Origin of the sequence: Blastococcus saxobsidens, assembly GCF_002938435.1 — a bacterium.
GTDB classification, from domain to species: Bacteria; Actinomycetota; Actinomycetes; order Mycobacteriales; family Geodermatophilaceae; genus Blastococcus; species Blastococcus saxobsidens.
Window position 1 is genome coordinate 126484 of record NZ_POQT01000006.1, and the last position, 19801, is coordinate 146284.

Annotated in this window: 26 protein-coding genes; 12 read left to right on the forward strand and 14 right to left on the reverse strand. The window is 74.1% G+C overall.

The genetic code is table 11. The features are described 5' to 3' along the window. Window position 1 precedes the first annotated feature (1 nt). From C5507_RS05740 to C5507_RS05750, 3 genes are read right to left on the reverse strand one after another with little or no spacing between them, the layout of a single operon-like run. Window positions 2–283, reverse strand: a complete 282-nt coding sequence (locus C5507_RS05740; RefSeq protein ID WP_104527562.1) for a hypothetical protein — start codon at window positions 281–283, stop codon at window positions 2–4. Further along, window positions 280–573: a hypothetical protein gene (locus C5507_RS05745; RefSeq protein ID WP_104527563.1), complete on the reverse strand. Its 294-nt coding sequence runs from the start codon at window positions 571–573 to the stop codon at window positions 280–282. Before C5507_RS05745 ends, C5507_RS05740 begins: the two co-directional genes overlap by 4 nt. After that, window positions 570–821 carry a hypothetical protein gene (locus C5507_RS05750; RefSeq protein ID WP_104527564.1) on the reverse strand — a complete coding sequence of 84 codons (252 nt, stop codon included), beginning with the start codon at window positions 819–821 and terminating at the stop codon, window positions 570–572. The genes C5507_RS05745 and C5507_RS05750 overlap by 4 nt, the downstream gene beginning before the upstream one ends. Window positions 822–955: 134 nt before the next feature. On the opposite strand from C5507_RS05750, the gene C5507_RS05755 reads away from it, so the two are divergent. From C5507_RS05755 to C5507_RS05765, 3 genes are read left to right on the forward strand one after another with little or no spacing between them, the layout of a single operon-like run. Beyond that, window positions 956–2308, forward strand: coding sequence for an NADH-quinone oxidoreductase subunit B family protein (locus C5507_RS05755; RefSeq protein ID WP_207225707.1), 1353 nt, complete (start codon window positions 956–958; stop codon window positions 2306–2308). Window positions 2309–2328: 20 nt separating this feature from the next. Beyond that, a complete protein-coding gene (locus tag C5507_RS05760; RefSeq protein WP_104527565.1) occupies window positions 2329–4230 on the forward strand; it encodes a nickel-dependent hydrogenase large subunit in 1902 nt (633 codons plus the stop codon). Window positions 4231–4246: 16 nt separating this feature from the next. Next, the gene (locus C5507_RS05765; protein WP_104527566.1) at window positions 4247–5011 is read left to right on the forward strand and encodes a hypothetical protein; all 765 of its coding nucleotides are present in this window, start codon (window positions 4247–4249) and stop codon (window positions 5009–5011) included. On the opposite strand, the gene C5507_RS05770 is transcribed toward C5507_RS05765, so the two are convergent. Next, on the reverse strand, window positions 5008–5787 hold the full coding sequence (locus tag C5507_RS05770; RefSeq protein WP_130504194.1) for a biotin--[acetyl-CoA-carboxylase] ligase: 780 nt from the start codon (window positions 5785–5787) through the stop codon (window positions 5008–5010). The two genes, C5507_RS05765 and C5507_RS05770, sit on opposite strands and share 4 nt — an antisense overlap. Further along, a complete protein-coding gene (locus C5507_RS05775) occupies window positions 5784–7013 on the reverse strand; it encodes a tetratricopeptide repeat protein (RefSeq protein ID WP_104527568.1) in 1230 nt (409 codons plus the stop codon). The genes C5507_RS05770 and C5507_RS05775 overlap by 4 nt, the downstream gene beginning before the upstream one ends. A gap of 18 nt (window positions 7014–7031) precedes the next feature. Here C5507_RS05775 and C5507_RS05780 point away from each other — a divergent pair, with 18 nt between their 5' ends. Further along, window positions 7032–7547 carry a hydrogenase maturation protease gene (locus tag C5507_RS05780; RefSeq protein ID WP_104527569.1) on the forward strand — a complete coding sequence of 172 codons (516 nt, stop codon included), beginning with the start codon at window positions 7032–7034 and terminating at the stop codon, window positions 7545–7547. Here C5507_RS05780 and C5507_RS05785 read toward each other — a convergent pair. From C5507_RS05785 to C5507_RS05800, 4 genes are read right to left on the reverse strand one after another with little or no spacing between them, the layout of a single operon-like run. Then, window positions 7498–8109 carry a NifU family protein gene (locus tag C5507_RS05785; protein ID WP_104527570.1) on the reverse strand — a complete coding sequence of 204 codons (612 nt, stop codon included), beginning with the start codon at window positions 8107–8109 and terminating at the stop codon, window positions 7498–7500. The two genes, C5507_RS05780 and C5507_RS05785, sit on opposite strands and share 50 nt — an antisense overlap. Next, window positions 8102–8281 carry a DUF1059 domain-containing protein gene (locus tag C5507_RS05790; protein ID WP_158657519.1) on the reverse strand — a complete coding sequence of 60 codons (180 nt, stop codon included), beginning with the start codon at window positions 8279–8281 and terminating at the stop codon, window positions 8102–8104. The genes C5507_RS05785 and C5507_RS05790 overlap by 8 nt, the downstream gene beginning before the upstream one ends. A gap of 32 nt (window positions 8282–8313) precedes the next feature. Continuing rightward, window positions 8314–8580 (reverse strand): hypothetical protein, encoded by a 267-nt coding sequence (locus tag C5507_RS05795; RefSeq protein WP_104527572.1) that lies wholly within the window; start codon window positions 8578–8580, stop codon window positions 8314–8316. Window positions 8581–8589: 9 nt separating this feature from the next. Next, on the reverse strand, window positions 8590–8847 hold the full coding sequence (locus C5507_RS05800; RefSeq protein WP_104527573.1) for a hypothetical protein: 258 nt from the start codon (window positions 8845–8847) through the stop codon (window positions 8590–8592). A gap of 98 nt (window positions 8848–8945) precedes the next feature. Between C5507_RS05800 and C5507_RS05805 the strand changes: the two genes are divergently transcribed. Continuing rightward, complete coding sequence (locus C5507_RS05805) at window positions 8946–9740, forward strand: nucleotide-binding protein (protein ID WP_104527574.1); 795 nt, start codon at window positions 8946–8948, stop codon at window positions 9738–9740. A 9-nt stretch (window positions 9741–9749) separates the two neighbouring features. On the opposite strand, the gene C5507_RS05810 is transcribed toward C5507_RS05805, so the two are convergent. Genes C5507_RS05810 through C5507_RS05820 form a run of 3 tightly spaced genes read right to left on the reverse strand, consistent with a single transcriptional unit; the run spans window position 9750 to window position 11242 of the window. Further along, window positions 9750–10151 (reverse strand): hypothetical protein, encoded by a 402-nt coding sequence (locus C5507_RS05810; protein ID WP_104527575.1) that lies wholly within the window; start codon window positions 10149–10151, stop codon window positions 9750–9752. A gap of 21 nt (window positions 10152–10172) precedes the next feature. Continuing rightward, a complete protein-coding gene (locus C5507_RS05815) occupies window positions 10173–10490 on the reverse strand; it encodes a nucleotide-binding protein (protein WP_104527576.1) in 318 nt (105 codons plus the stop codon). Then, window positions 10487–11242, reverse strand: a complete 756-nt coding sequence (locus C5507_RS05820) for a nucleotide-binding protein (protein WP_158657520.1) — start codon at window positions 11240–11242, stop codon at window positions 10487–10489. The genes C5507_RS05815 and C5507_RS05820 overlap by 4 nt, the downstream gene beginning before the upstream one ends. Window positions 11243–11335: 93 nt before the next feature. Here C5507_RS05820 and C5507_RS05825 point away from each other — a divergent pair, with 93 nt between their 5' ends. The 4 genes from C5507_RS05825 to C5507_RS05840 are packed head-to-tail and all read left to right on the forward strand — an operon-like array spanning window position 11336 to window position 15327. Continuing rightward, entirely contained in the window at window positions 11336–11659 is a 324-nt protein-coding gene (locus tag C5507_RS05825; RefSeq protein ID WP_104527624.1) for a HypC/HybG/HupF family hydrogenase formation chaperone, read from the forward strand. Window positions 11660–11661: 2 nt separating this feature from the next. Then, on the forward strand, window positions 11662–12690 hold the full coding sequence (locus C5507_RS05830; protein ID WP_158657521.1) for an extracellular solute-binding protein: 1029 nt from the start codon (window positions 11662–11664) through the stop codon (window positions 12688–12690). Between the two features lie 2 nt (window positions 12691–12692). Continuing rightward, on the forward strand, window positions 12693–14369 hold the full coding sequence (locus tag C5507_RS05835) for an ABC transporter permease (RefSeq protein WP_104527579.1): 1677 nt from the start codon (window positions 12693–12695) through the stop codon (window positions 14367–14369). Next, entirely contained in the window at window positions 14359–15327 is a 969-nt protein-coding gene (locus C5507_RS05840; RefSeq protein WP_104527580.1) for an ABC transporter ATP-binding protein, read from the forward strand. Before C5507_RS05835 ends, C5507_RS05840 begins: the two co-directional genes overlap by 11 nt. Window positions 15328–15332: 5 nt before the next feature. On the opposite strand, the gene C5507_RS05845 is transcribed toward C5507_RS05840, so the two are convergent. Then, window positions 15333–16100, reverse strand: coding sequence for a DUF6390 family protein (locus tag C5507_RS05845; RefSeq protein ID WP_104527581.1), 768 nt, complete (start codon window positions 16098–16100; stop codon window positions 15333–15335). Window positions 16101–16685: 585 nt separating this feature from the next. Between C5507_RS05845 and C5507_RS05850 the strand changes: the two genes are divergently transcribed. The 3 genes from C5507_RS05850 (at window position 16686) to C5507_RS05860 (ending at window position 18738) form a co-directional block, all read left to right on the forward strand. Then, on the forward strand, window positions 16686–17519 hold the full coding sequence (locus C5507_RS05850; protein ID WP_242611028.1) for an SDR family NAD(P)-dependent oxidoreductase: 834 nt from the start codon (window positions 16686–16688) through the stop codon (window positions 17517–17519). 187 nt (window positions 17520–17706) lie between these two features. Continuing rightward, window positions 17707–17877, forward strand: coding sequence for a DUF1059 domain-containing protein (locus C5507_RS05855; RefSeq protein WP_104527582.1), 171 nt, complete (start codon window positions 17707–17709; stop codon window positions 17875–17877). 240 nt (window positions 17878–18117) lie between these two features. Further along, window positions 18118–18738 (forward strand): hypothetical protein, encoded by a 621-nt coding sequence (locus C5507_RS05860; RefSeq protein WP_104527583.1) that lies wholly within the window; start codon window positions 18118–18120, stop codon window positions 18736–18738. Window positions 18739–18794: 56 nt separating this feature from the next. Here the strand turns inward: C5507_RS05860 and C5507_RS05865 are convergent, their stop codons facing one another. Continuing rightward, complete coding sequence (locus C5507_RS05865; protein ID WP_207225708.1) at window positions 18795–19775, reverse strand: GlxA family transcriptional regulator; 981 nt, start codon at window positions 19773–19775, stop codon at window positions 18795–18797. Window positions 19776–19801 lie beyond the last annotated feature (26 nt).

Genomic DNA, 19801 nt, shown 5'->3' on the forward strand with positions numbered 1-19801 from the left:
CTCAGCCCTCCCCCGCCGGTACCCGTCCGGTCGCCCGGGCGTCGGCCAGCTCGGTGAGGTCGCGGAGCGCTGCCGCGACACCGGAGAGCTGGTCGTTGATCTGCAGGGCCGACGGGCCGATGGCGCCGCACTGCGTCTCGATGGCGCGCACACCGAAGGCCACCTTGGCCAGGAGTGCGGAGCTGCGCCGGAGCGAGGCGGCGATGCGGATCAAGTAGTACGCGAGGACTGCGACCACGAGCACGATCTCTACGACGGTGAGCGTCACCAGCAGCGCGGTCATCGGGCTCCTCCTGCGCCGTCGGAGGAGTGCCGGCCGGCCGGTGCGGGGCCGAGGAGGTCGACGTGGCGGCCGGCCTCCTCGGTCAGCCGGTCCAGCCGCTGCGACGTCTCGCCCAGCAGCCACGTCGCCGCCGTGTTCGCCGCGACCTGCTTGCCGGCCGCCCAGACCTCGCCCGCGCCGCGCTCGATGCGGTGCACCTGGCGCAGGAAGGTCTCGAGGAGCACCACCGCGACCACCGCGGCGACCAGCCCCAGCGCGAGGGCGAGGAGCCAGTACCCCTGGTCGCTCACGACCGGTCCCCGGGCGTCAGGGCGGCGCGCGCGTCGGCCGCGGCGTCGACGATGCGCTCGGCGGTCTTCATGCTCGTGCCGAGCTCGCGCAGCCCGGCGGTGCCGTCCCGTGCGGCGCGCAGGCCCGCGACGATGGCGTCGACCTTCTCCGCCGTCCGCCGCGCTTCGACGATCATCAGGAGCAGGAGGACGACGACCGCCGCCACGACGACGACGCCGGCGATGTACCCGATGATCCAGCCGTCCACCGGCCCTCCCGCCGCCTCGACGCTCCCCGAGCGGCGCGCCACCTCGGCTGGGGTCCGTGCGAAGAGCCAGTAGGTGCACGCCACACTGAGGGGCTAGTGTGACATAGCCCACAGTGCGGTGACCAGGAGCAACGATGGCTGACCGGCAGACCAGGACGCCCCGCCAGCAGGACCGCACGCCCGCCGAGGAGCTGCTCGAGGAGCTCGGCCCGGTCGACCGATACCACGACTACGAGAGCCTCGGCGACTTCGGGATGCCGGCCCGGGCGATGACCGACGACCTGCTCAGCGGGATGACCCGGCCAGGGCGGTTCGGCCCGCTGGAGAAGGTGCACGCCTTCTGGTTCGCCGGGGCGAGCTGCGACGGCTGCAGCGTCGCCGTCACCGGAGGCACCACGCCCAGCCTGGAGAGCATGCTGCTCGGCGCCCATCCCGGGATCCCCCGCATCGCGTTGCACCACCCGGTGCTCAACGTCGAGTCGGGAGCGCACTACCTGCGGGCCGCGGAGCAGGCCGTCCTCGGCGAGCTCGACGCCCCCTACGTCGTCATCCTCGAGGGCTCGATCATGGATGAGGTCGCGGCCTGGCGGGCGGGTGGCTACTGGTCGGCCCAGGGCGAGGAGCCGTGGGGCCCCGACGGTGAGCTGCGGCCGGTGAGCGCCACCGAGTGGATCGCCCGGCTCGCCCCGAAGGCCGCCGCCATGATCGCCATCGGCACGTGCGCGACCTGGGGCGGAGTCCCGGCCGCGGAGGGCAACCCGACCGGCGCGATGAGCCTGATGGACTTCCTCGGCAAGGACTACCGCTCCGTGCTCGGCGTGCCCGTGGTGAATGTGCCCGGTTGCCCGCCGATCGGCGACAACTTCAACGAGACGGTGGCCGCCGTCCTGTACTTCCTGCAGGGCTTCGGGCCGCTGCCGGAGTTCGACGAGCTGGGCCGCCCGGCCTGGCTGTTCGGGGAGACGGTGCACCGGCGCTGCGTCCGCGGCGCGTACTACGAGGAGGGCGTGTTCGCCGAGGAGTTCGGCGACCCGGAGTGCCTCGTCGAGATCGGCTGCTGGGGGCCGGTCGTGAACTGCAACATCACCTCCCGCGGCATGATCAACCACGTCGGCGGCTGCATGAACGCCGGAGGCGCGTGCATCGGCTGCACCATGCCCGGCTTCCCCGACAAATTCACGCCGTTCTACAAGCGCCCACCCGGGTCGCTGGCCTCGACGACGGCCTCGCGGATGGTCGGCAGCCTCATCCGGCCGCTACGCAAGTTCAGCAACAACAACCTCAACCGCGAGGTCCGCTGGGACCGGCAGGGCGCCTCGCCGAGCGCCTTCTCGCGGGAGAAGTCCGAACCGAGCGCGCTGGCCGACGTGGGCCACCGGTTCTACGACAAGGTGCGCCGCGCGAACGACACCGGCCGCAACGACGCCGACGTCTGGGGCAAGCGCGACGAGGCCCCCGCCGGCGGCAGCCCGAACCCCCGCGTCTGACCTGACAGGAGCGCCCGCAGATGTGCTTCAAGACCCTGCCGGTCGAGTTCGACGAGCGCGGCAACGCGACGCTGCGCGGGGGGATCCCCAACCCGTACGACGTCACCGTGGCCAAGCCCGACGTCGCGCTGACCGAGGACCAGCGGCGGGAACGGATCGAACGCCTGGTCGCCGCCAACGGGCACATCAAGGACCTCAACATGGACCCGGTCACCCGCATCGCGGGGGCCCTGGCCGTGCACGTGACCGCCGACACGGACAAGCAGGCCTACCTCGACGCGCACGCGCAGGCCACCCTCTTCCGCGGGTACGAGGTCATCCTGATGGGCCGCGACCCACGGGACGCCATCTTCGTGTCCTCCCGGGCGTGCGGGGTCTGCGGCGGGGTGCACGCACATGCCGCGGCCTACGCGATCGAGTCGGCGATGGGCATCTGCCCGCCGCCGATGGGGACCGTCGTCCGCAACATGACCGAGGCGGCGGAGATGGGCTATGACAACCCGCTGCACCTCTACCTGCTGGCCGGACCCGATTACTCCGAGGTGATCCTCAAGGCCTCGAACCCGGAGCTCTGGCCGAAGGCGGAGTCCTGGCGCTGCCCCAACGCCGACGTGCACGGGTACACCACGATGGCCGACCTGGCCGCCGCCCTGAACCCGCTCACCGGCCAGCTCTACCGGGAGGGGCTGGAGTTCACCCGGTTGTCGCGCGAGATGGTCGTACTGCTCACGGGCAAGTACCCGCACCCCGAGAACGTGGTGCCCGGCGGGGTGTCGACGACGCTGACGCTGCAGACGCTCAACGAGTTCCACTCCCGGCTCGGCAAGATCTTCGACTACGCGCAGCGGATGCTGGCCGTCTGGGACGACATCCCGGCGTTCTTCTACGAAGCGGACGAGCGCTACCAGTTCGTCGGCTACCGGCCGACCAACCACATCGACCCGGGGTACTGGGACGACCCCTACGCCTACGACGCCACCTACGAGAACTGCAACGCGTGGGGCGAGAAGCGCTGGTCGACCCCGGGTGTGGTCATCGGCGGCGAGCTGTTGACCACCCGGCTGACCGATATCAACATCGGCTGGGAGGAGTTCGTCGAGCACTCGTACTACGAGGAATCCGCCACCACGCGCTACGAGACGGACATGCTGGGCAACCCCATCTCGCCCTACCACCCGTGGAACAAGCGCACGCTGCCCAAACCGGGCGCCCGCGACTGGAAGGACAAGTACACCTGGGCCTGCACGCCGCGCTGGGACCGTCAGGTCGTGGAGGCCGGGTGCTACAGCCGGCTGCTAGTGACCGCGATGGCCCAGAAGATGCCGGAGAGCCAGTTCATGTCGGCCACGGGTTCGAGCATGCGGTTCGTGATCCCCAAGGGCGAGAGCGGCGAGCGCGAGGTGGAATGGCACGCGCCGGTGCGGTGGAACGCCTTCGAGCGCAACCGCGGCCGGGCCTACCACTACCTGTTCAGCCAGCTGGTCGCGCTGGAGAGCCTGCTCGAGGCCTACAAGCTGATGAAGCAGGGCGAGACGCGGGTTGCCGCCCTGAACCCCAAGGAGCTGGAGAGGGCCATCCCGATGGACGAGCGCCGCAGCGTCGGCTGGTGGGGCGCCGGACGCGGCTGGCTCACGCACCACCTGGTGATGGATAAGGGCAAGATCACCAACTACCAGATCTGCACCCCCTCGACGATCAACGCCTCGCCGCGCGACCCGTGGGGTCAGCCCGGGCCGTACGAGGAGGCGGTCATGAACACGCCGATCATCGAGGACGTCTCCGACCCGGCCCGCTTCACCAGCATCGACATGCTGCGCACCATCCGCAGCTTCGACCCGTGCATGCCGTGCACGACGCACGCCTATACCGGCGACGGCGAGGTCGTGCGGGACGTGAACACCTGCTCGTGCGGCGCCGACTGAGCCGGCGCCCGCCCCCGTGACCGTCCTCGTCGGCGGGGTCGGCGAGCTCTTCCAGGGCGACCTGGACCTGGGCCGGCTCGCCGTCGAGCGGCTGGTCGCCGAGCCGCTGGGGCCCGGGGTACTGGTGGAGGAACTGCACTACGGCGCGGTGGCCGTTGCCCAGCGGCTGCAGGAACTGGCCCCGGAGGCGCTGGTGCTGGTCGCCGCCGTGCGGCGCGACCGGGCGCCCGGCGCGGTCACCCGCCGCCGGGTCGAGCCGCCGCAGCTGGATCCGGCGGAGTTGCAGGCTGCGATCGGCGACGCGGTGGTCGGATACATCCACGTCGACCTCGTCGTCGAGGTCGCCGCGGCGCTGGGCGCCCTTCCGGGCCGGACGGTTGCCGTCGAGGTCGAACCGGCGCGGACCGCGCCGGGGAAGCCGCTCAGCCCGGCCGCCGAGGCGGGTCTCGAGGTGGCCCTCGACGTCGTCCGCACCGAGCTGCGCCGCCAGCCCCTGCTGCAGCTGGCCGACGAGCTGCGCCCCCTCGTCACCGGGTGCCGGCTGGCTCCCTCCCCGGCTCTCACTGCGGTCCACCGGCTGCTCGACGAGCTCCACCACGTCGACCGGACCGGCGGCTGGGGCGCCACGTTCGCCCTGCGGGACCGGTTGCGGCTGACCATCGCCACGGAGCCGGCCAGCGAGGGCATGGACCACCGGGACTGGGGCCTGTGGTGGGCGCTGGTCGAGGAGCTGGACCGCGTGCAGGCGCTGGAGGCGGTGACCGCGCGGGCGGTCCCCTAGCCGACCGGCCGGCCGAGCACGTCGGGCGGTACCTGCGCCGGGGCGGCGGGCGCCTCCAGCAGGCCGAGGTTCTGCGGTGGGACGGCGACCCGCCTCCCGTTCCGTGTCGCGATCACCAGCGCGCCGTCGGCCAGCACGTCCACCGCCTTCCCGACGACCTCGGGACCGTCGGGGCCCAGCGGGAGGAGCCGCGCGCGAACGGCCCGCCCCAGAGTGGCGCATGCGGATCGGTACTCCCCGAGAACCTCGTCGGCCGGCCGCCCGAGGCGGTGGTCGAGCGCGGCCACCAACGCGGCCAGAAGTGGCGCCCGGGGCGGCGCGGCGTCCTCCAGCAGCACGTTCACGGTGGCCCAGTCGACGCTCCCGTCCCCCACCTCGCCGTGCACTCCCAGTTGCGCCAGGACCCGGCCCGATCCCTGCTCGAGCACGGCGTCCGGCCACTCCAGCACGGCGTCCGGCCGCGCCAGGGCGTCCGCCAGCGCAAGGCTTCCCGGGAGGTAGGGCCAGCCCTCCCGCTCGGCCGGCAGCTCCGGCCGCAGGAGAACGCTGACCCCGAGGCCGCGGCCCGGCCGGACCTGCCACGGCCACCCGGCGCGCCCCCGCGGGGCCGCCTGGTAGTCCGCGACGACGACGGCGCCCGCCGGGCCGCCCGACCGGGCCCACGCCATGGCCTCGGCCTCGGTGGACAGCAGGGCGGGATAGCAGCGCACCGGCCGGTCGCGCAGCGCGGCGGCGACCACCTCCTGCGCCAGATCGGTGGAGGAGGGGGTGCTCACCGCCAGCCTCCCGGCTCCCCGCAGGCCGCCGCGGCCGCGTTCAGCGAGGCCGCCAGCCGCTGCCACTGCGGCATCGCGAACCGGGCCATGGCCGAGGCGAGCACCGCGCGCAACCGCTCCTCGTCCGGCTCCCGTCGGCCGGCGCAGCCGTGCACCACCGCGTTCACCAGGCCCTCGTAGCCGCGCGGTGGCAGCTCCAGCACCACCGAGAGCAGGCTCTCGGCCAGGGCGTAGGCATCGGCGGGACGGTCGATCAGCCCGTCGAGGAAGGTCCGTACGGTGGCGTCCCGCTCGCCCGGCGACGCATCAACCAGGCGCAGGACCTCCTCGCGGAGCACCGGCGTCCAGCGGTCCCGGGACTCGCTGTCGAGGACGGCGATGACGTCGTCGTCCGCCGGTGGCAGGGCGGCGAGCACCTCCGCCGCCTGATCCCGGACCGGCGGTGCCGCGGCCGGGACCGCCAGCGCCTGCCGGGCCGCGAGCCGGGCGCGCACGGCGTCGCCACCGCGGGCGGCGGCCAGGGCCAGGTTCGCCTTGACCATCGCGTACTCGGCCGGGCGCACCGATCGCGGGGAGGCGGCGAGCGCCCGGCGGAAGGCGGCCGTCGCTGCGGGCACGTCCCCCAGCGCGAGATGGGCGAGACCGAGGACGTTCGCCGCGGCACCGAGCCCGACGACGTCGTCGGCCCGCTCGGCCGCACCGACCGCCTCGTCGAGCAGCGTCACGGCCGCGGCCGGCTCGCCGGCGGTCAGCAGGGCGGCGCCGTGCTCCCGCGCCGCTGCCGCGGCCTGCGCGAGCTGCCCGCTCTCGAGGAAGAGCCGTTGCGCCCGCTCCCAGCAGGCGCAGGCACCGGCACGGTCCCCGACATCGGCTAGGACCAGCCCGAGGTTGTGCCGCGCCGCCCCCTCCTCCGCGGGCCGACCCAGCGCCGAGAACCCGTCGGCCGCCGCGGTCAGGATCGCCGCGGCCTCGTCGTGGCGGCCGGCACCGCGCAGCGCGATGCCGAGCATGGTGCCGGCCTTCGCCTCCTCCAGCCGCATCCCGGTCTCCCCGAAGACCGCGCGGGCCACGGTCAGGGCGTCGAGGGCTCCGGTCGTGTCGCCGGCCGCGAGCCGGCCGGCGCCGAGGTGGAACTGGGTGGTCGCGTGCTGCACGGGATAGCGCGACACCGGGAACCGTGCCAGCCTCGCCCGCAGGTCCCCGGCCCGGTCCGGTACGGCCGTCATGCGCCTATCCTGCGCAGGATGCGCGCGATCGTGGCCTGCTTCGGCAACGTGCTGCGCGGGGACGACGGCGTGGGGGCGGCCGTGGCCGCGGCGCTGCGGGCGGAGCCGCTGCCCGCCGGCGCGCGGGTGCTGGACGTCGGGATCGGCGGCATCCACCTGGTGCAGGAGCTGCTGACCGGCGTCGACGTGCTGCTGGTCGTCGACACCGTGGACCTGGGCCGGCCGGCCGGCACGGTCGTCGTGCAGCGCCCGACCGTGCGGGACGTCACCACCCTGTCCGTGCACGAGCGACGCGACGAGCTGGCCGACATGCACCTGGCCTCCCCGGAGCGCGCGCTGATGGTGGCCCGCGGGCTGGGCGTGCTGCCACCGGTCACCTGGATCGTCGGCGTCCAGAGCACCGACACCGCCGAGCCGCGACACGGGCTGAGCGAGCCGGCGCGGCGGGCCGTGCCCGTGGCGGCCCGGGAGGTGCGGCGGCTGCTCACCACGGAGGCGGCGGGCTGGGTACCGGCCCGCCCGGACGAGGCGTGATCTGCAGGAGCACCTGAGGAGGCGGCGGGGAGCCGGGCGGCGGATGCGCCGGCGCGCCGTCGTCCGGGGCCACGTCCAGCGCGACGAAGCCGGGGAGGTTCTCCCGCAGCGCCACCTCCACGCCCTGCCGCAACGTCTCCCCCGCGGACGTGCACCCCGAGCAGGTCCCCGACATCCGGACCCGGACGACGCCGTCATCCATCCCCAGCACCTCGACCGCGCCCCCGTGCCCGGCGATGTACGGGCGGACCTGTTCGAGCGCCGCCTCCGCTGCGGCGACGTCGTCGACGCCGACACCGTAGGCCTCGAACAGCCAGTCGACGGCCGCGTCCGCCCGACGCTGCTCGGCCAGGCCGGGGCCCAGGCCGGCGGCCAGGCGCGTCACGGCCAGCCGGTGTACCGCGTCGACACCGTCGAGCAGCTCGAACACCCGGCCGCGGACGTCGTCGTCGAGCGCCTCGATGTCGCCGAGCAGTTCCTCGAGTCGGTCCAGCAGCGGGCCCAGCCGGGCCAGCGACTCCTCGACGGCCGGCACCGTCTCCCGGACCGGCGGATCACTCACGAGCCGGGCGCACCTTGGTGACGGCGTAGTCCACCAGGGTGTCGTTCAGCGTGACCCCGTGCCGGGCCTTCGCGTGCTCGGCGACGGCGGCGACCAGCGCCTCGGGGGTCTCGGCCCGCGTCACGTGCCGGCAGGCGACCCCCACGTCGCTGCACCGGAACTGCACCGCCATGAGCTCTCCCCTCGATTCCCATCCCGCGCCCATCAGGACGCCCGGGCCGCGGGGACACCTTGCAGCTCGACCGCCAGGTCCTCGAGTGCGTCCGCGACGGCGGCCAGGTCCCCGTTGATCTCGCCGACCAACCCGTTGACCGGCTGCACCCGGTGCGCGATGGCATCGACCCCGAACACCACCTTGCCGAGGGTGTCGGTCAGCCGGCGGAGCAGCAGCACCACCCACAGCAGGTAGCCGGCCAGGGCGAGGACGAGCACCCCGGTGACGATCAGTGCGGCGATGGCGGCGACGGACACGGCGCCTCCTCAGGCCCGGGCGGCGAGCCGCCGGAGTGCGGTGACGTAGCCGACGGCGGCGCCGGTGACGTCTCCCACCCGTTCCCGGGTGGTGACCAGCACCGGCACGGGCTCGAGCGCGACGGTGATGCCGACGCCGTGCTCGAGGATGTCGTCGGCGTAGCGCACCGCCTCGCGGGCCGGGCGGATCACGTAACTCGCCAGAGCGACGACCACCGGAGCCACGACGAGCAGCCCGATGGCGCTCATGACCCACAGGACCACCATGCGTTCTCCCTGGTCGACACGGAGTGCGGTCTGCTGGCAGTGTGCTCCTGGTAGGTGATCCACGCCACTACCCGTCGCGGACAACCCGGGAGACCGCCATGGCCACCGTCACGAGCCCGCGTTCCCTGGTCCTGGGCGTGGTCGGCAAGGGCGGTGTCGGCAAGACCACGGTCGCCGCGCTGCTCGCCCGCGCGTACGCCGACCGGGGACGGCGGGTCGTGGCCATAGACACCGACTCGAACCCGAACCTCGGCCTCTCGCTCGGACTGTCGCCGGAGGAGACCGACGCCGTGCCGGTGCTGCCGCGCAGCGCCGTGATGGGCAACGGCGCCGGGGCCTCCGCCGGCGAGCTGCTGGCCGAGTACGGCCGGTCCACGCCCGCCGGACCGACGCTGCTCTCCGCGATCAGGGTCGCCGCGGCCGGCGCCGGCTGCACCTGCGGCGGGCACGCCACCGTCCGCAGCCTGCTCGCCGACGCCCTCGAGGACGTCGATCTGACCCTGGTGGACATGGAGGCCGGGCTCGAGCACCTGAGCCGGGCCGGGGGGACCCTGGCGCACGCCGACCTGCTGCTCGTGGTCTGCGAGCCGACCCGCAAGTCGGTGCTCACCGCCGTCCGGACCGCCGCGCTGGCCGGTGAGCTCGGGATCCCGCAGGTCCTCGCGGTCGGCAACAAGGCACGCACGGCCGAGGACGCGGAGTTCCTCCGCGGCGCGCTCGCCGCCGACGGCGTCCCGCTGATCGCCGTCCTCCCCTACGACGCCGAGGTGGCCGAGCAGGACCGCGCCGGGATCACGAGCACTCCGACTGTCTCGCCCGCCGCCGCGCGGGAACTCGACACCGTCGTCGCCGCGCTGGACGACGCCGCCGCCCGGCTCCTCCCCCGCCCGTGAGACCTGCGCTCAGGCCGCCTGCGCTCGCAGCAGACGGGTGGCCAGGCCGGCCAGTGCGCCGACGGCGGGGGCGTCCGGTGCCGCGTCCAGCGGCGCCACCCCCTGCCGCTCGGCGGTGACCACCGCCTCGTCCTCCGGGACGACGGCCACCTCGCAGGAGGGGAAGGCGGCCCGCACCCGCTGCTCGTCCGCGTCGTCCCGCACGCGGTTGGCGACCACGACCACCCGGCCCAGCCCGGCCAGCGTCACGGACTCCGCGGCACGGCGACCCACCTCCAGCGACGCGGCCGTGGGTTCGACCACCACGACGACGACGTCCACCGGAGTGTCGCCGAGTCGGAGGACGGTGCCCAGCCCCGCCTCGAAGTCGGCGACGATGATCCCGCCGGGCTGTTCCAGCTGCCCGAGCAACTGCTCAGGTGAGACCCCGCACTACGGGCAGCCCGGCTCCGGGTTCTGGATCGCCGACACCACGGCCAGCCGCACGCCGTCCGGGGCATCCACGCCGAACCGGTCGACGAGGTCGTCGACGCTGACGGCGTGCTCGGTCTCGCCCGCGTCGACCGCCTCCCGCACGGTGACCAGCCGCTCGGTCTCCGCCTCGCCCAGCCCGAGGGAGATGCCCAGGTTGGGGTTGCTGTCGCAGTCCAGGGCCAGGGTGCTGCGCCCGGAGCGGGCGAACGTGCGCGCCAGGACCGCCGACGTCGTGGTCTTGCCGGAACCACCCTTGCCGACCACCGCGACCTTCATGCCGCCTCCCTCGACCGGAGCGCCTCGACAAGGCACCGTACTGCCGCAGCGGCCGGCCCGTCAGGGGCCTGGTCCAGCAGCGGGACGCCGGCTCGGGCAGCGGCCGCCACGCCGGGGTCGAACGGAACCGCCCCGACGACCGGGAGCCCCGTCCCCTCGGCGACCCGCCGCGCGTCGTCGCTGCCGTGCACCTTGTTCGCCACGGCCAGCACCCGCGGGCTCCCCGCCATGGCCGCGAGCCGGGTCAGCCGCCGGCCGGTGAGCAGTGAGGCGGGTCCGGGCTCCACCACGACCAGGAAGGTCGAGGCGTAGCGGCCCCAGGTCATGAACGGCTGGCGGGTGCCACCGGGAAGGTCGCCCACGATGCTCCACCCCTCCCCCGGGAGGTCGTCGAGCACGCGCTGGAAGCCGAAGTGCGCGGGCGTGTTGTCCCACCGCGGGCCGCGGGCCTTGCCCAACTGCAGGAACCGGACGCCGTCGGGGCCCTGGACGGCGTAGCGCTCGATTACGCCCGAGCCGGTCAGGCCCGCCCGCAGCCGGTAGCGCCGGCGGCCGTCCTCCTCGTACTCCTCGACCACGTCGTCGGGCAGGCCGGCGTCCGACCCCGGCGTCCCCAGCGCGAAGGCCAGCCCCGGCATCGGATCGGAGTCCAGCGCCAGCACCCGCTCGCCCGTCCTCGCCAGCAGGCGGGCGAAGGCGCCGGCCAGCGAGGACTTGCCCGCACCACCCTTGCCTACGAACGCCACCCGCACGGGCCGGACGATAGAGACCCACTGGTCAGCCGGATAGTGGCGTGGAACACATAGCGGTGCCTAGAGTGAGCGCACCATCGCGAGGAGCCGCCCATGTGCCTCGGCCTCCCGGGCCGGATCGTGGAGATCAGCGACGTGGCGCAGCAGCGCGTCACGGTCGACGTCGACGGGGTCCGGCGCGACGTCTCCGCCGCCCTCGTCGGGCTCGAGGGCCCCGGCTCGGCCCAGGTCGGTGGATGGGTGCTGGTGCACGCCGGGTTCGTGGTCGAGGCGATCGACGAGCGCGCGGCGCAGGAGATCCTGGCCGACCTGCAGACGCTCGGCGACATGTACGAGAACGAGCTCGGCGACCCCTCCCCCGTCGCCGACGGCACGGAGGGCGCCCCTCCCCTGACCGTCCCCGGCGGCCGGGGATGACGGTGCCGTCGGAGTCGGTCGCGGAGCCGGACGGGAAGTGGCGCCGGCGCCCCGCGCCGGCCGTCCCGGCCGCCGTCGCGCTCCTGCTGCTCGCCGCCTGCGGTGCCGACAGCGGCGCGACGGACGTCGGTACGGGACGGGCCGAGCCCATCACGCTCTACACCTGTCTGAGCGACCAGTCGATCCAGCCGGTGATCGAGGCGTTCGAGGCCCGTCCCGATGGCGGGCAGGTCGACCTGTTCCGCGCACCGACCGGGGAACTCAACGCGCGGGTGGCGGCCGACGCGCGTTCGGGCGGGTTGCGCGCCGACGTGGTCTGGGGCTGCGATCCGCTGACCGTGCAGGCCTTCGTCGACCAGGGCCTCGTCGGCGGGTGGACGCCGCCGGGTGCCGACACGGTCCCCGTCGAGTTCCGCACCCGCGACTACGTGGGTGGCCACGTGCTCTACATGGTGGCCGTGCACCGCACGGACACCGCGGCGCCCCGGACGTGGTCCGACCTGGCCGAGGACGGGTACACCTCGCTCGCGGTGCCCGATCCCGCCGTGGCCGCCTCGGCGCTCGGCGCGCTCGGCTGGTTCGCCGCCGAACCCGCCTACGGTGTCGACTTCTTCGAACGGCTGCGGGCCCGGGGGGCCGTCCAGGTGAGCACGCCGGACGCGGTCACGACCGGCGTGGCCCAGGGAATCTACGACGCGGGGATCACCATCGCCAACTCTGCGTACGCCGCGAAGGAGGACGGTTCGCCGGTCGACGTCGTCTGGCCCGAGCCCGGAGCGGTGGCCGTCTACGGCCCGCTCGCGCTCGCCACGGGCAGCGCCGACTCCGACGTCGCGAAGAGCTTCATCTCCTTCGTGGTGAGCGAGGAGGGGCAGACGGTGCTCGGGGCGTCCGGCGCCTACCCCACCGTGCCCGGCGTCGAGGGCCCGACCGTGCCCCCCGGCGCGCCCGTCGTCTCCCCCGACTGGGCCGCGATCGCGGCGGACAAGGACGCGGTGCTCGCGGAGTACCAGCAGGTCTTCGGCGGCTGACGATGCCCAGCGGCGGTCCGCCGGCCGTGGCCCGCAACGTCGCCCTGGGCGGGGTGCTCGCCGTCGTCGCCGTGCTCGTGGTGCTGCCGGTGCTCCGCCTGGCGGCGGTGCTGTGGTGGGAGGGCGGCGATCTGCACCGGATCCTCGCCTCCGCCGCGGTGGGCGAGGCCGCCCGGAACACCGTGCTGCTCGCCGTCGGGGTCACCGGTGCCGCGGTCCCGATCGGCGTGGTCATGGCGCTGACCCTCCGGCGTCCGGACCTCCCCGGCCGGACGTTCTGGCGGGTCGCCGTCCTCGCCCCGCTCGTCGTCCCGGACTTCGTCCTCGGCTACAGCTGGACGCAGGCGTACGCGCGCGCCGGCTTCACCGACACCGCGCTGGGGTGGCACTGGGCCGGCCTCCTGGGTCCGAGGGGCGTGTGGCTGGTCCTGGTGGTGAACGCCGCGCCGTTGGTCTACCTGGTCGTGGCCGTCGGGCTCGCGGCCCGCGCCGAACCCGACGGGGAGCTCGCGGCGCGGGTCTCGGGAGCAGGACGGGTGACGGCGCTGCGCACCGTCACCCTCCCCCTGCTGGGACCCGCCGTGGCTGCGGCCTCGGTGCTGGTCTTCGTCCTCACGCTGGGGACCTTCGCCATCCCCCAGGTCCTGGGGACGCCGGCCGGGTTCAGCACGCTGACGACGCGGATCTACGCCGGCCTCTCCATCGGTGGCGACCCGGCGTCGTTCCTGGAGGCGGTGCTGCTCGCCCTCGTGCTGGTCCTCGTCGCGGCTGCCTGCGTGGCGCCGGCCGACGCGCTCCTCGGTCCGCGGTTGCGGACCACGCGACCGGCCGACGTGCAGGCGGCGCAGGTCGTCCCGGGGCCGGCGGCGATGCGCCGCGCCCAGGCCACCGGGCTCGCCGGCTACCTCTTCCTCACGACCGCGCTGCCCCTGGCCGCGTTGTCGCTGGCCTCGGTCACCCGTGCGCTCGGGGTGGCGCCCACGCCGGCGAACTGGAGCCTGGAGCACTTCCGGCAGGTGCTCACCCCGCGCACCCTGGAGGCGCTGGGCCGCAGCCTCACCCTGTCGGTCGTCGCAGCGTCGCTGCTGGTCCTGCTCGGTGCACTGGTGGCGGTGGGTGAACGCCGTCGCTCGGGCCGGGCGATGGGGACGCTGGTCGTGCTGACGCTCGTCCTGCCTGGGTCCACGCTGGCGGTGGCCCTGCTGATCACCTACGGCCGCTGGCTCTCGGGCTCCCTGGTGCTGATCCTGCTCGCCTATCTGGCCAAGCTGTGGGCCGTCGCGCACCGGCCCATCGCCGGCGCCCTGGACCGGCTGCCCGCCGACGAGCTGTTCGCCGCCCGGGCCAGCGGCGCCGGCCCGCTCACCGCCGTCCGCACCGTCGCGCTGCGGCCGATGGCGCCGGCCCTGCTGGGCGCGTGGCTGATCTGCTTCCTGACGGCACTGCACGAGGTGACCATGTCGAGCCTGCTCTACGGGTCGGGCGGCGAGACGCTGGCCGTCGTCGTCCTCAACGCCCAGGAGCTGGGCCGGGTCGGACCGAGCGCGGCCCTCTCCGTGGTGCTGGCGCTGCTGGTCGCCGTGCCGGCGCTCGCGCTGTGGTGGGCAGCGCGCTGGGCCCGGGCCCGCGGCGTCGCCCGGACCGCGATGTCGCCACGCGAGGTCCCCGGTGTCCGTTGAGCCGGTCCTCGAGGTCGTGGACCTCGTCGTGGTCTACGACGGCACGACGGCCCTGCACGGCGTCAGCCTCAGCGTCGCGCCGGGCGAGGTGCTGGCGCTGCTCGGTCCCTCGGGCTCCGGGAAGTCGACGCTGCTGCACGCGGTGGCGGGATTCCTCGTGCCGAGCGGTGGGACGGCCCGGCTGGGCGGGACCCCGGTCGCGGGGAACGGCCGCCCGGTGCCCCCGGAGAAGCGGGACCTCGCGGTCGTGTTCCAGAACTACGCCTTGTGGCCGCACCTCTCCGCGCTCGACACCGTCGCCTACCCCGCCCGGCGCCGCGGCGTCTCCCGCGAGCAGTCCCGCCGCGAGGCCCTGGAACTGCTGGACCTCCTGCGGATCGCCCACCTGGCGGACCGGCGACCGGCCGAGCTGTCCGGCGGGGAGCAGCAGCGCGTCGGGCTGGCCCGGGCGCTGGCGCGGCGCCCGTCGCTGTACCTGTTCGACGAGCCGACCGCCCACCTCGACGCCCACGTCCGCGACGTCTTCCTCCAGGAACTCGTCGCCCGCCGGCGCGGCACCGGAGCCGCCGGGATCTACGCCACCCACGACGCCGAGGAGGCGCTCGGTCTGGCGGACCGCGTGGCGCTGCTGAGGGACGGCCGGCTCGTGCAGGTGGGCACGCCGCAGCAGGTGTACGAGGAACCCGTGGACCTGTTCGCCGCCCGGCTCACCGGCCCGGCCTCCGTGATCGACGCACCGGACGGCGCCGGCCGGCTGCTCGTCCGCCCCGGCTGGGCGCGGCTGGGTGGCCCCCTCGAGGGACGGCTGCGTGCGGTGTGGTTCCGGGGGCCGCACTCCGACCACCTGCTGGACACCGCGGCGGGCGAGGTCCTCGTCCGGCAACCCGGGCCGCCTCGCCACCCCGTCGGCGCCTGTGTGGGCTGGACCCTCGTCCGCAGCTGGCCGCTCGCCGGCTGACCCCGTCAGCCGAGCAGCTGCGGTACCGGGGAGCGGGTCTGCCGGTCGTTCACGATCGCGAGGTGCCGCTCGGTGAACCGGCGCAGCCGCCCGACCTGCGCCTCGGTAAGCCGGTCGCAGACCCACTCCCAGTGCAGCGACACCCAGTCGCCGGGTGACACGCCGCCGACCATGCCGATCCCGTCGACCGACTGGACCACCGTCTCGGTCCTCTTCTCCCCCAGCCGCAGCAGGTGGCCGTCCCAGGTCAGGGACGAGCCCTCGACGACGACCTGGTCACCCTGCACGGCCAGCACCCGTCCCCAGCGGATCCGGCAGCGGTCGAGCACGGTGAGCGCGTGCGCGGCCTTCTTCCGGTCGGTGAGCAGGCCGGTGTAGGGGTAGATGCAGAAGACGGCGAAGCTGTGGTGCGGCACGCCACCGGCGAGCACCCCCTCGGTGAGGCTGGTGAACCGGGCACCCGCCATGTGCCGGAACCGGTCCTCCATGGAGTCGCCCACCGCGCGGGTGGCCACCCGGTCGAGCCGCGGGCTGCCCACCCAGTAGGCCTCCACCACCCGCCGGTCGAGCGGGTCGTCGAGTCCGGTGGCACCGGCGATGAGCTGCAGGTACGGCCACGCCCCCGCGAACTGCCGGGCCATCGCCCGCAGACCGCCGTCGTCGACCCCCGCGACCGCGTACTCGAAGAGCCCACCGTGGTCGGCGGGACCGCAGAAGCCGTGGGAGTTGGGTGGAAAGGCGTACCTGGCGAAGAGCACAGGGCCGGGGACCATCCGCGCCGGCGTATCAGTCACGGGGCGCCGCCCGGTCCACCAGTGGAAGCCTCCGGGCGGCAGGCGGCGCCCTGCGCCTCCGAGGCGACACCGTTGTGCCCGCAGCCGCCGCTCACACGCCACCACCTCCAGGACCGACCGGGCAGGCCGGGTCGGCCTGTCACGCGGCGGGGCGACCGGGCGGTCGGATCCCGCCGTGAGAGCAGATCGGGTACCGCCGCCACCGTGGCACAGCACGACCGGGCGCGAAAGCGGGAGGCTCACGCCAAGGGGGGTCCGGGGGGACCGCCATGACCGGCATGACCGGCATCGTCTGCGCTGAGGGGTTGTCCGGTCTGACGTCAACCGGGAGAAATGCGTGGCGGAAGTACGGTGTCCCCCCTCGGACACCACGTTGAGCCTCCACGGCCGTGAGGCCGGTGGGGATCCACCTGTCTCTGCGTCGGCACATGCGCGGGATCTCTGCCCCACCGGGCACACCGTCGTGGGCTCCGCGGCGCTCGCTGGAGAGCGGAGTCCGGGTGCTCCTCCACGGCGCCCACACCGCGTCGCTGGACGTGCATGCCGGATGCCTAAGGACCACCGGTGCGCTATGAAGTCCTCCGCGCGGACTGCACCGGTCCGCTCGTCCGGCGACCGACCACCACGGGAGTGCACGTGCAGCCGACCGACATGCGCGGCAGCGTCGCGCCCGGCACGGTCGTCCTGGTGACCGGTGGCGCGCGCGGCATCGGCGCCGAGCTGAGCCGGTACCTGGCCGCCCAGGGAGCGGCCGTGGTCGCCGCCGACCTCGTCGAGGCCGTCGGCGACGCGGGCGACCCGGACGTCACCCACGTGCAGGCCGACGTGAGCGACGAGACGTCGTGGCGGCAGCTGGTGACGACGGTCCTCGATCGGCACGGCCGCATCGACGCGCTGGTCAACAACGCGGCCATCTACCAGGGCCTCGGCGCCAAGCGGCCGTTCACCGACATCACGGTCGACGAATGGGACCGGGTCATGGCGGTGAACACCCGTGGCGTGTGGCTGGGCATGCGCGCCGTCCACCCGGTCATGAAGGCCCAGGGAGGAGGCCGCGTGGTGAACATCGCCTCGTCCACCGTGCACAGCGGCGTGCCCTACTTCGCCCACTACACCGCCTCCAAGGGTGCGGTGATCGCGCTGACCCGCAGCGTCGCGCGTGAGGTCGGTCGGGACGGCATCACGGTGAACGCCGTCGCGCCCGGGCTGGTCGAGACCGACGCCACCCGAGCCCTCAACGACGACGACTACCTGGCGTCGGCCGCCGGGCACCGCGCCGTCCCCCGCCCGATGGAGCCCGGGGACCTGGCGCCGGTGGTGTCGTTCCTCTGCTCCTCCGGCAGCGGGTTCATCACCGGGCAGACGGTCATCGTGGACGGCGGCGTCACCTTCAGCTGACGCCGCTGACGTCCGCTACCCGCTCACCGCTGGTACCGGAATGCAGCGGCCCGACAGACCCGTCCCTCACGTCCCCTCGCAGAACACCGGCAGTGACCGCGTGGGCCGCGACCAGATCTCTGGACGCGTCGAGGACGGGCGGGCACGCTGCGCACATGGCAGCGGCCGTTCACGAAGGAGCGCGGTCATGAAGGAACTGAAGTGCCGGGACGCAGGATTCGACTGCGACGCCGTCGTCCACGGCGAGACGACCGATGAGGTCATGGCCCAGGCCGCGCCGCACGCCGAACAGGTGCACGGCGTGGACGTCACGCCCGAGCTGGCGGACCAGATCAAAGGACTGATCAGGGAGCGGTGACCCCGGTCTGTCGCCGTCCTCGGAAGCACCCCCACGGCACGACGGGATGACGCTGCATGCCCTGCGGCGGCCGACGAAGGCGAAGGGCGTCGCCCCGTGACCGCCTCGAGGCGAACCTCCGTCGGTGCGGTGTTCGGCACAGCCGCGGCCCCGCGCAGCGGACCGTTGTGAAACGCCCGGAGACAGGAGCACCATCTCGGTGCGGGGGTCCGACCAACCACATCCCACGCGGAGACAGCCATGGAGCCGACCTCGAGCACCACACCTGCCGAGACCACGGTCGTGCGCACCCGGGCGGAGACGGTCGGGGCACTGGCGATGGTGGCCGGAGCCCTGTTCGCTCTGGGCGCACTGGTCAGCAGCGCCGTCGACTGGGCCTGGTTCGCCATCCTCATCGGATTCGGCCTGCTCGTCTACGTCATCCCGCAACTGCACCGTGTGCAGGCGCCGGCCGACGGCTGGGCCGGCAGGGCGGGCAGCGTGCTGGTGGCCGCGGGCGCCGGGCTGGTCGTCGCCCTCGGCGTCGTCTTCCTCGTCCTGGAAGCGGTCGGCGATCCCGGGGAGCCCGCGTGGGCCGAAGTACTCTGGATGATCGGCTTCCTCGCGTTCCTCGTCGGCATCGTGCTCTTCGCCGTCGGCAGCGCCATCGGGAAGAGGTTCCCTCCGGGCGCCCCGCTGCTCATGCTGTTCGGCCTCGTCGCCGCGGTGGCGATCGACATGGCCACCGGCGCCTTCTTCGAGGACGACTCGAGCACCACCGAATGGGGCTTCTTCATCGGCGTCCCGTTGTTCGGGCTGGGCCTGGCCTGGATGGGCTACGCCCTCAGGAGCGCCTCTCCGAGGCCCCAGGTGAGCAACTGACCGACAGCCGGCCGGGTCGGTGAGCTGCAGCCGTACGGGCAGCGAGCACGTCGCGCTCACGCACCGTCGGTGACGCGGAACCGCTGCCGGTAGGACGTGGGCGTGGTGGCGTAGGCCGCGGTGAAGTTCTGGCGGAAGGTCACCGCACTCCGGAAGCCGCAGGCACGCGCCGTCCGTTCGATCGACCAGGTGGTGGTCTCCAGCAGCCGCCGGGCCTCCTCCAGCCGCTGGCTCAGGACCCAGCGGGCAGGTGAGGTGCCGACCGCCTCGGTGAACCGGCGGGTGAAGTTGCGCCCGCTCATCCGGGCGTGGCCGGCCAGCTCGTCGACGGTCAGGTCCCGGTCCAGGTTGGCCAGGGCCCACTCCATGGTCGCGCCGATCCGGCCCGCCCCGCCCGGATCGGGGACGGGCCGCCGGACGAACTGCGCCTGGTCCCCGTCGCGGTGCGGCGCCACCACCAGGTGCCGGGCCAGCGTGCCGGCCGCGGCGCTGCCGAGGTGGGTGCGGACCACGTGCAGGCAGGCGTCCAGGCCGGAGGCGGTGCCGGCGGACGTGAGGACGTCGCCGTGGTCGAGGTACAAGGCGGAGGCGTTGACCTGGACCGCGGCCCGGCGCTGCTGCAGCAGCGGTGCCGCCGCCCAGTGCGTCACGGCGCCCCGGCCGTCGAGGAGGGCGCTGTCGGTGACGGGGAACGCGCCGAGGCACAGACCGACGACGGTCGAGCCACCTGCGTGCGCGCGGCTGACCACGTCGACCAGGTCCTCGCCGGCCGGCGGCAGATCGGTGGGCCAGGACGGCAGCACCACGATGTCGGCGCCCGGCACCACCTCGGGTCCGGCGACGTCCTCGACGAGCAGGCCCTCGGCCGTGCGGATGCCGCGCCCGTCCTGCGTCCACACGCGGGTGCGCCAGCCGGGCGCCAGGCCGAGCCGCGACACCTCGCCGAACACCAGCAGAGGGGTGGCCAGGTGGAACATCGTCATGCCGTCGAAGGCGTGCACCGCGATGTCCACGCTTGTCCTGATCTCATCGTCCATCGGCTGACCTGCCACTCACGGTACGC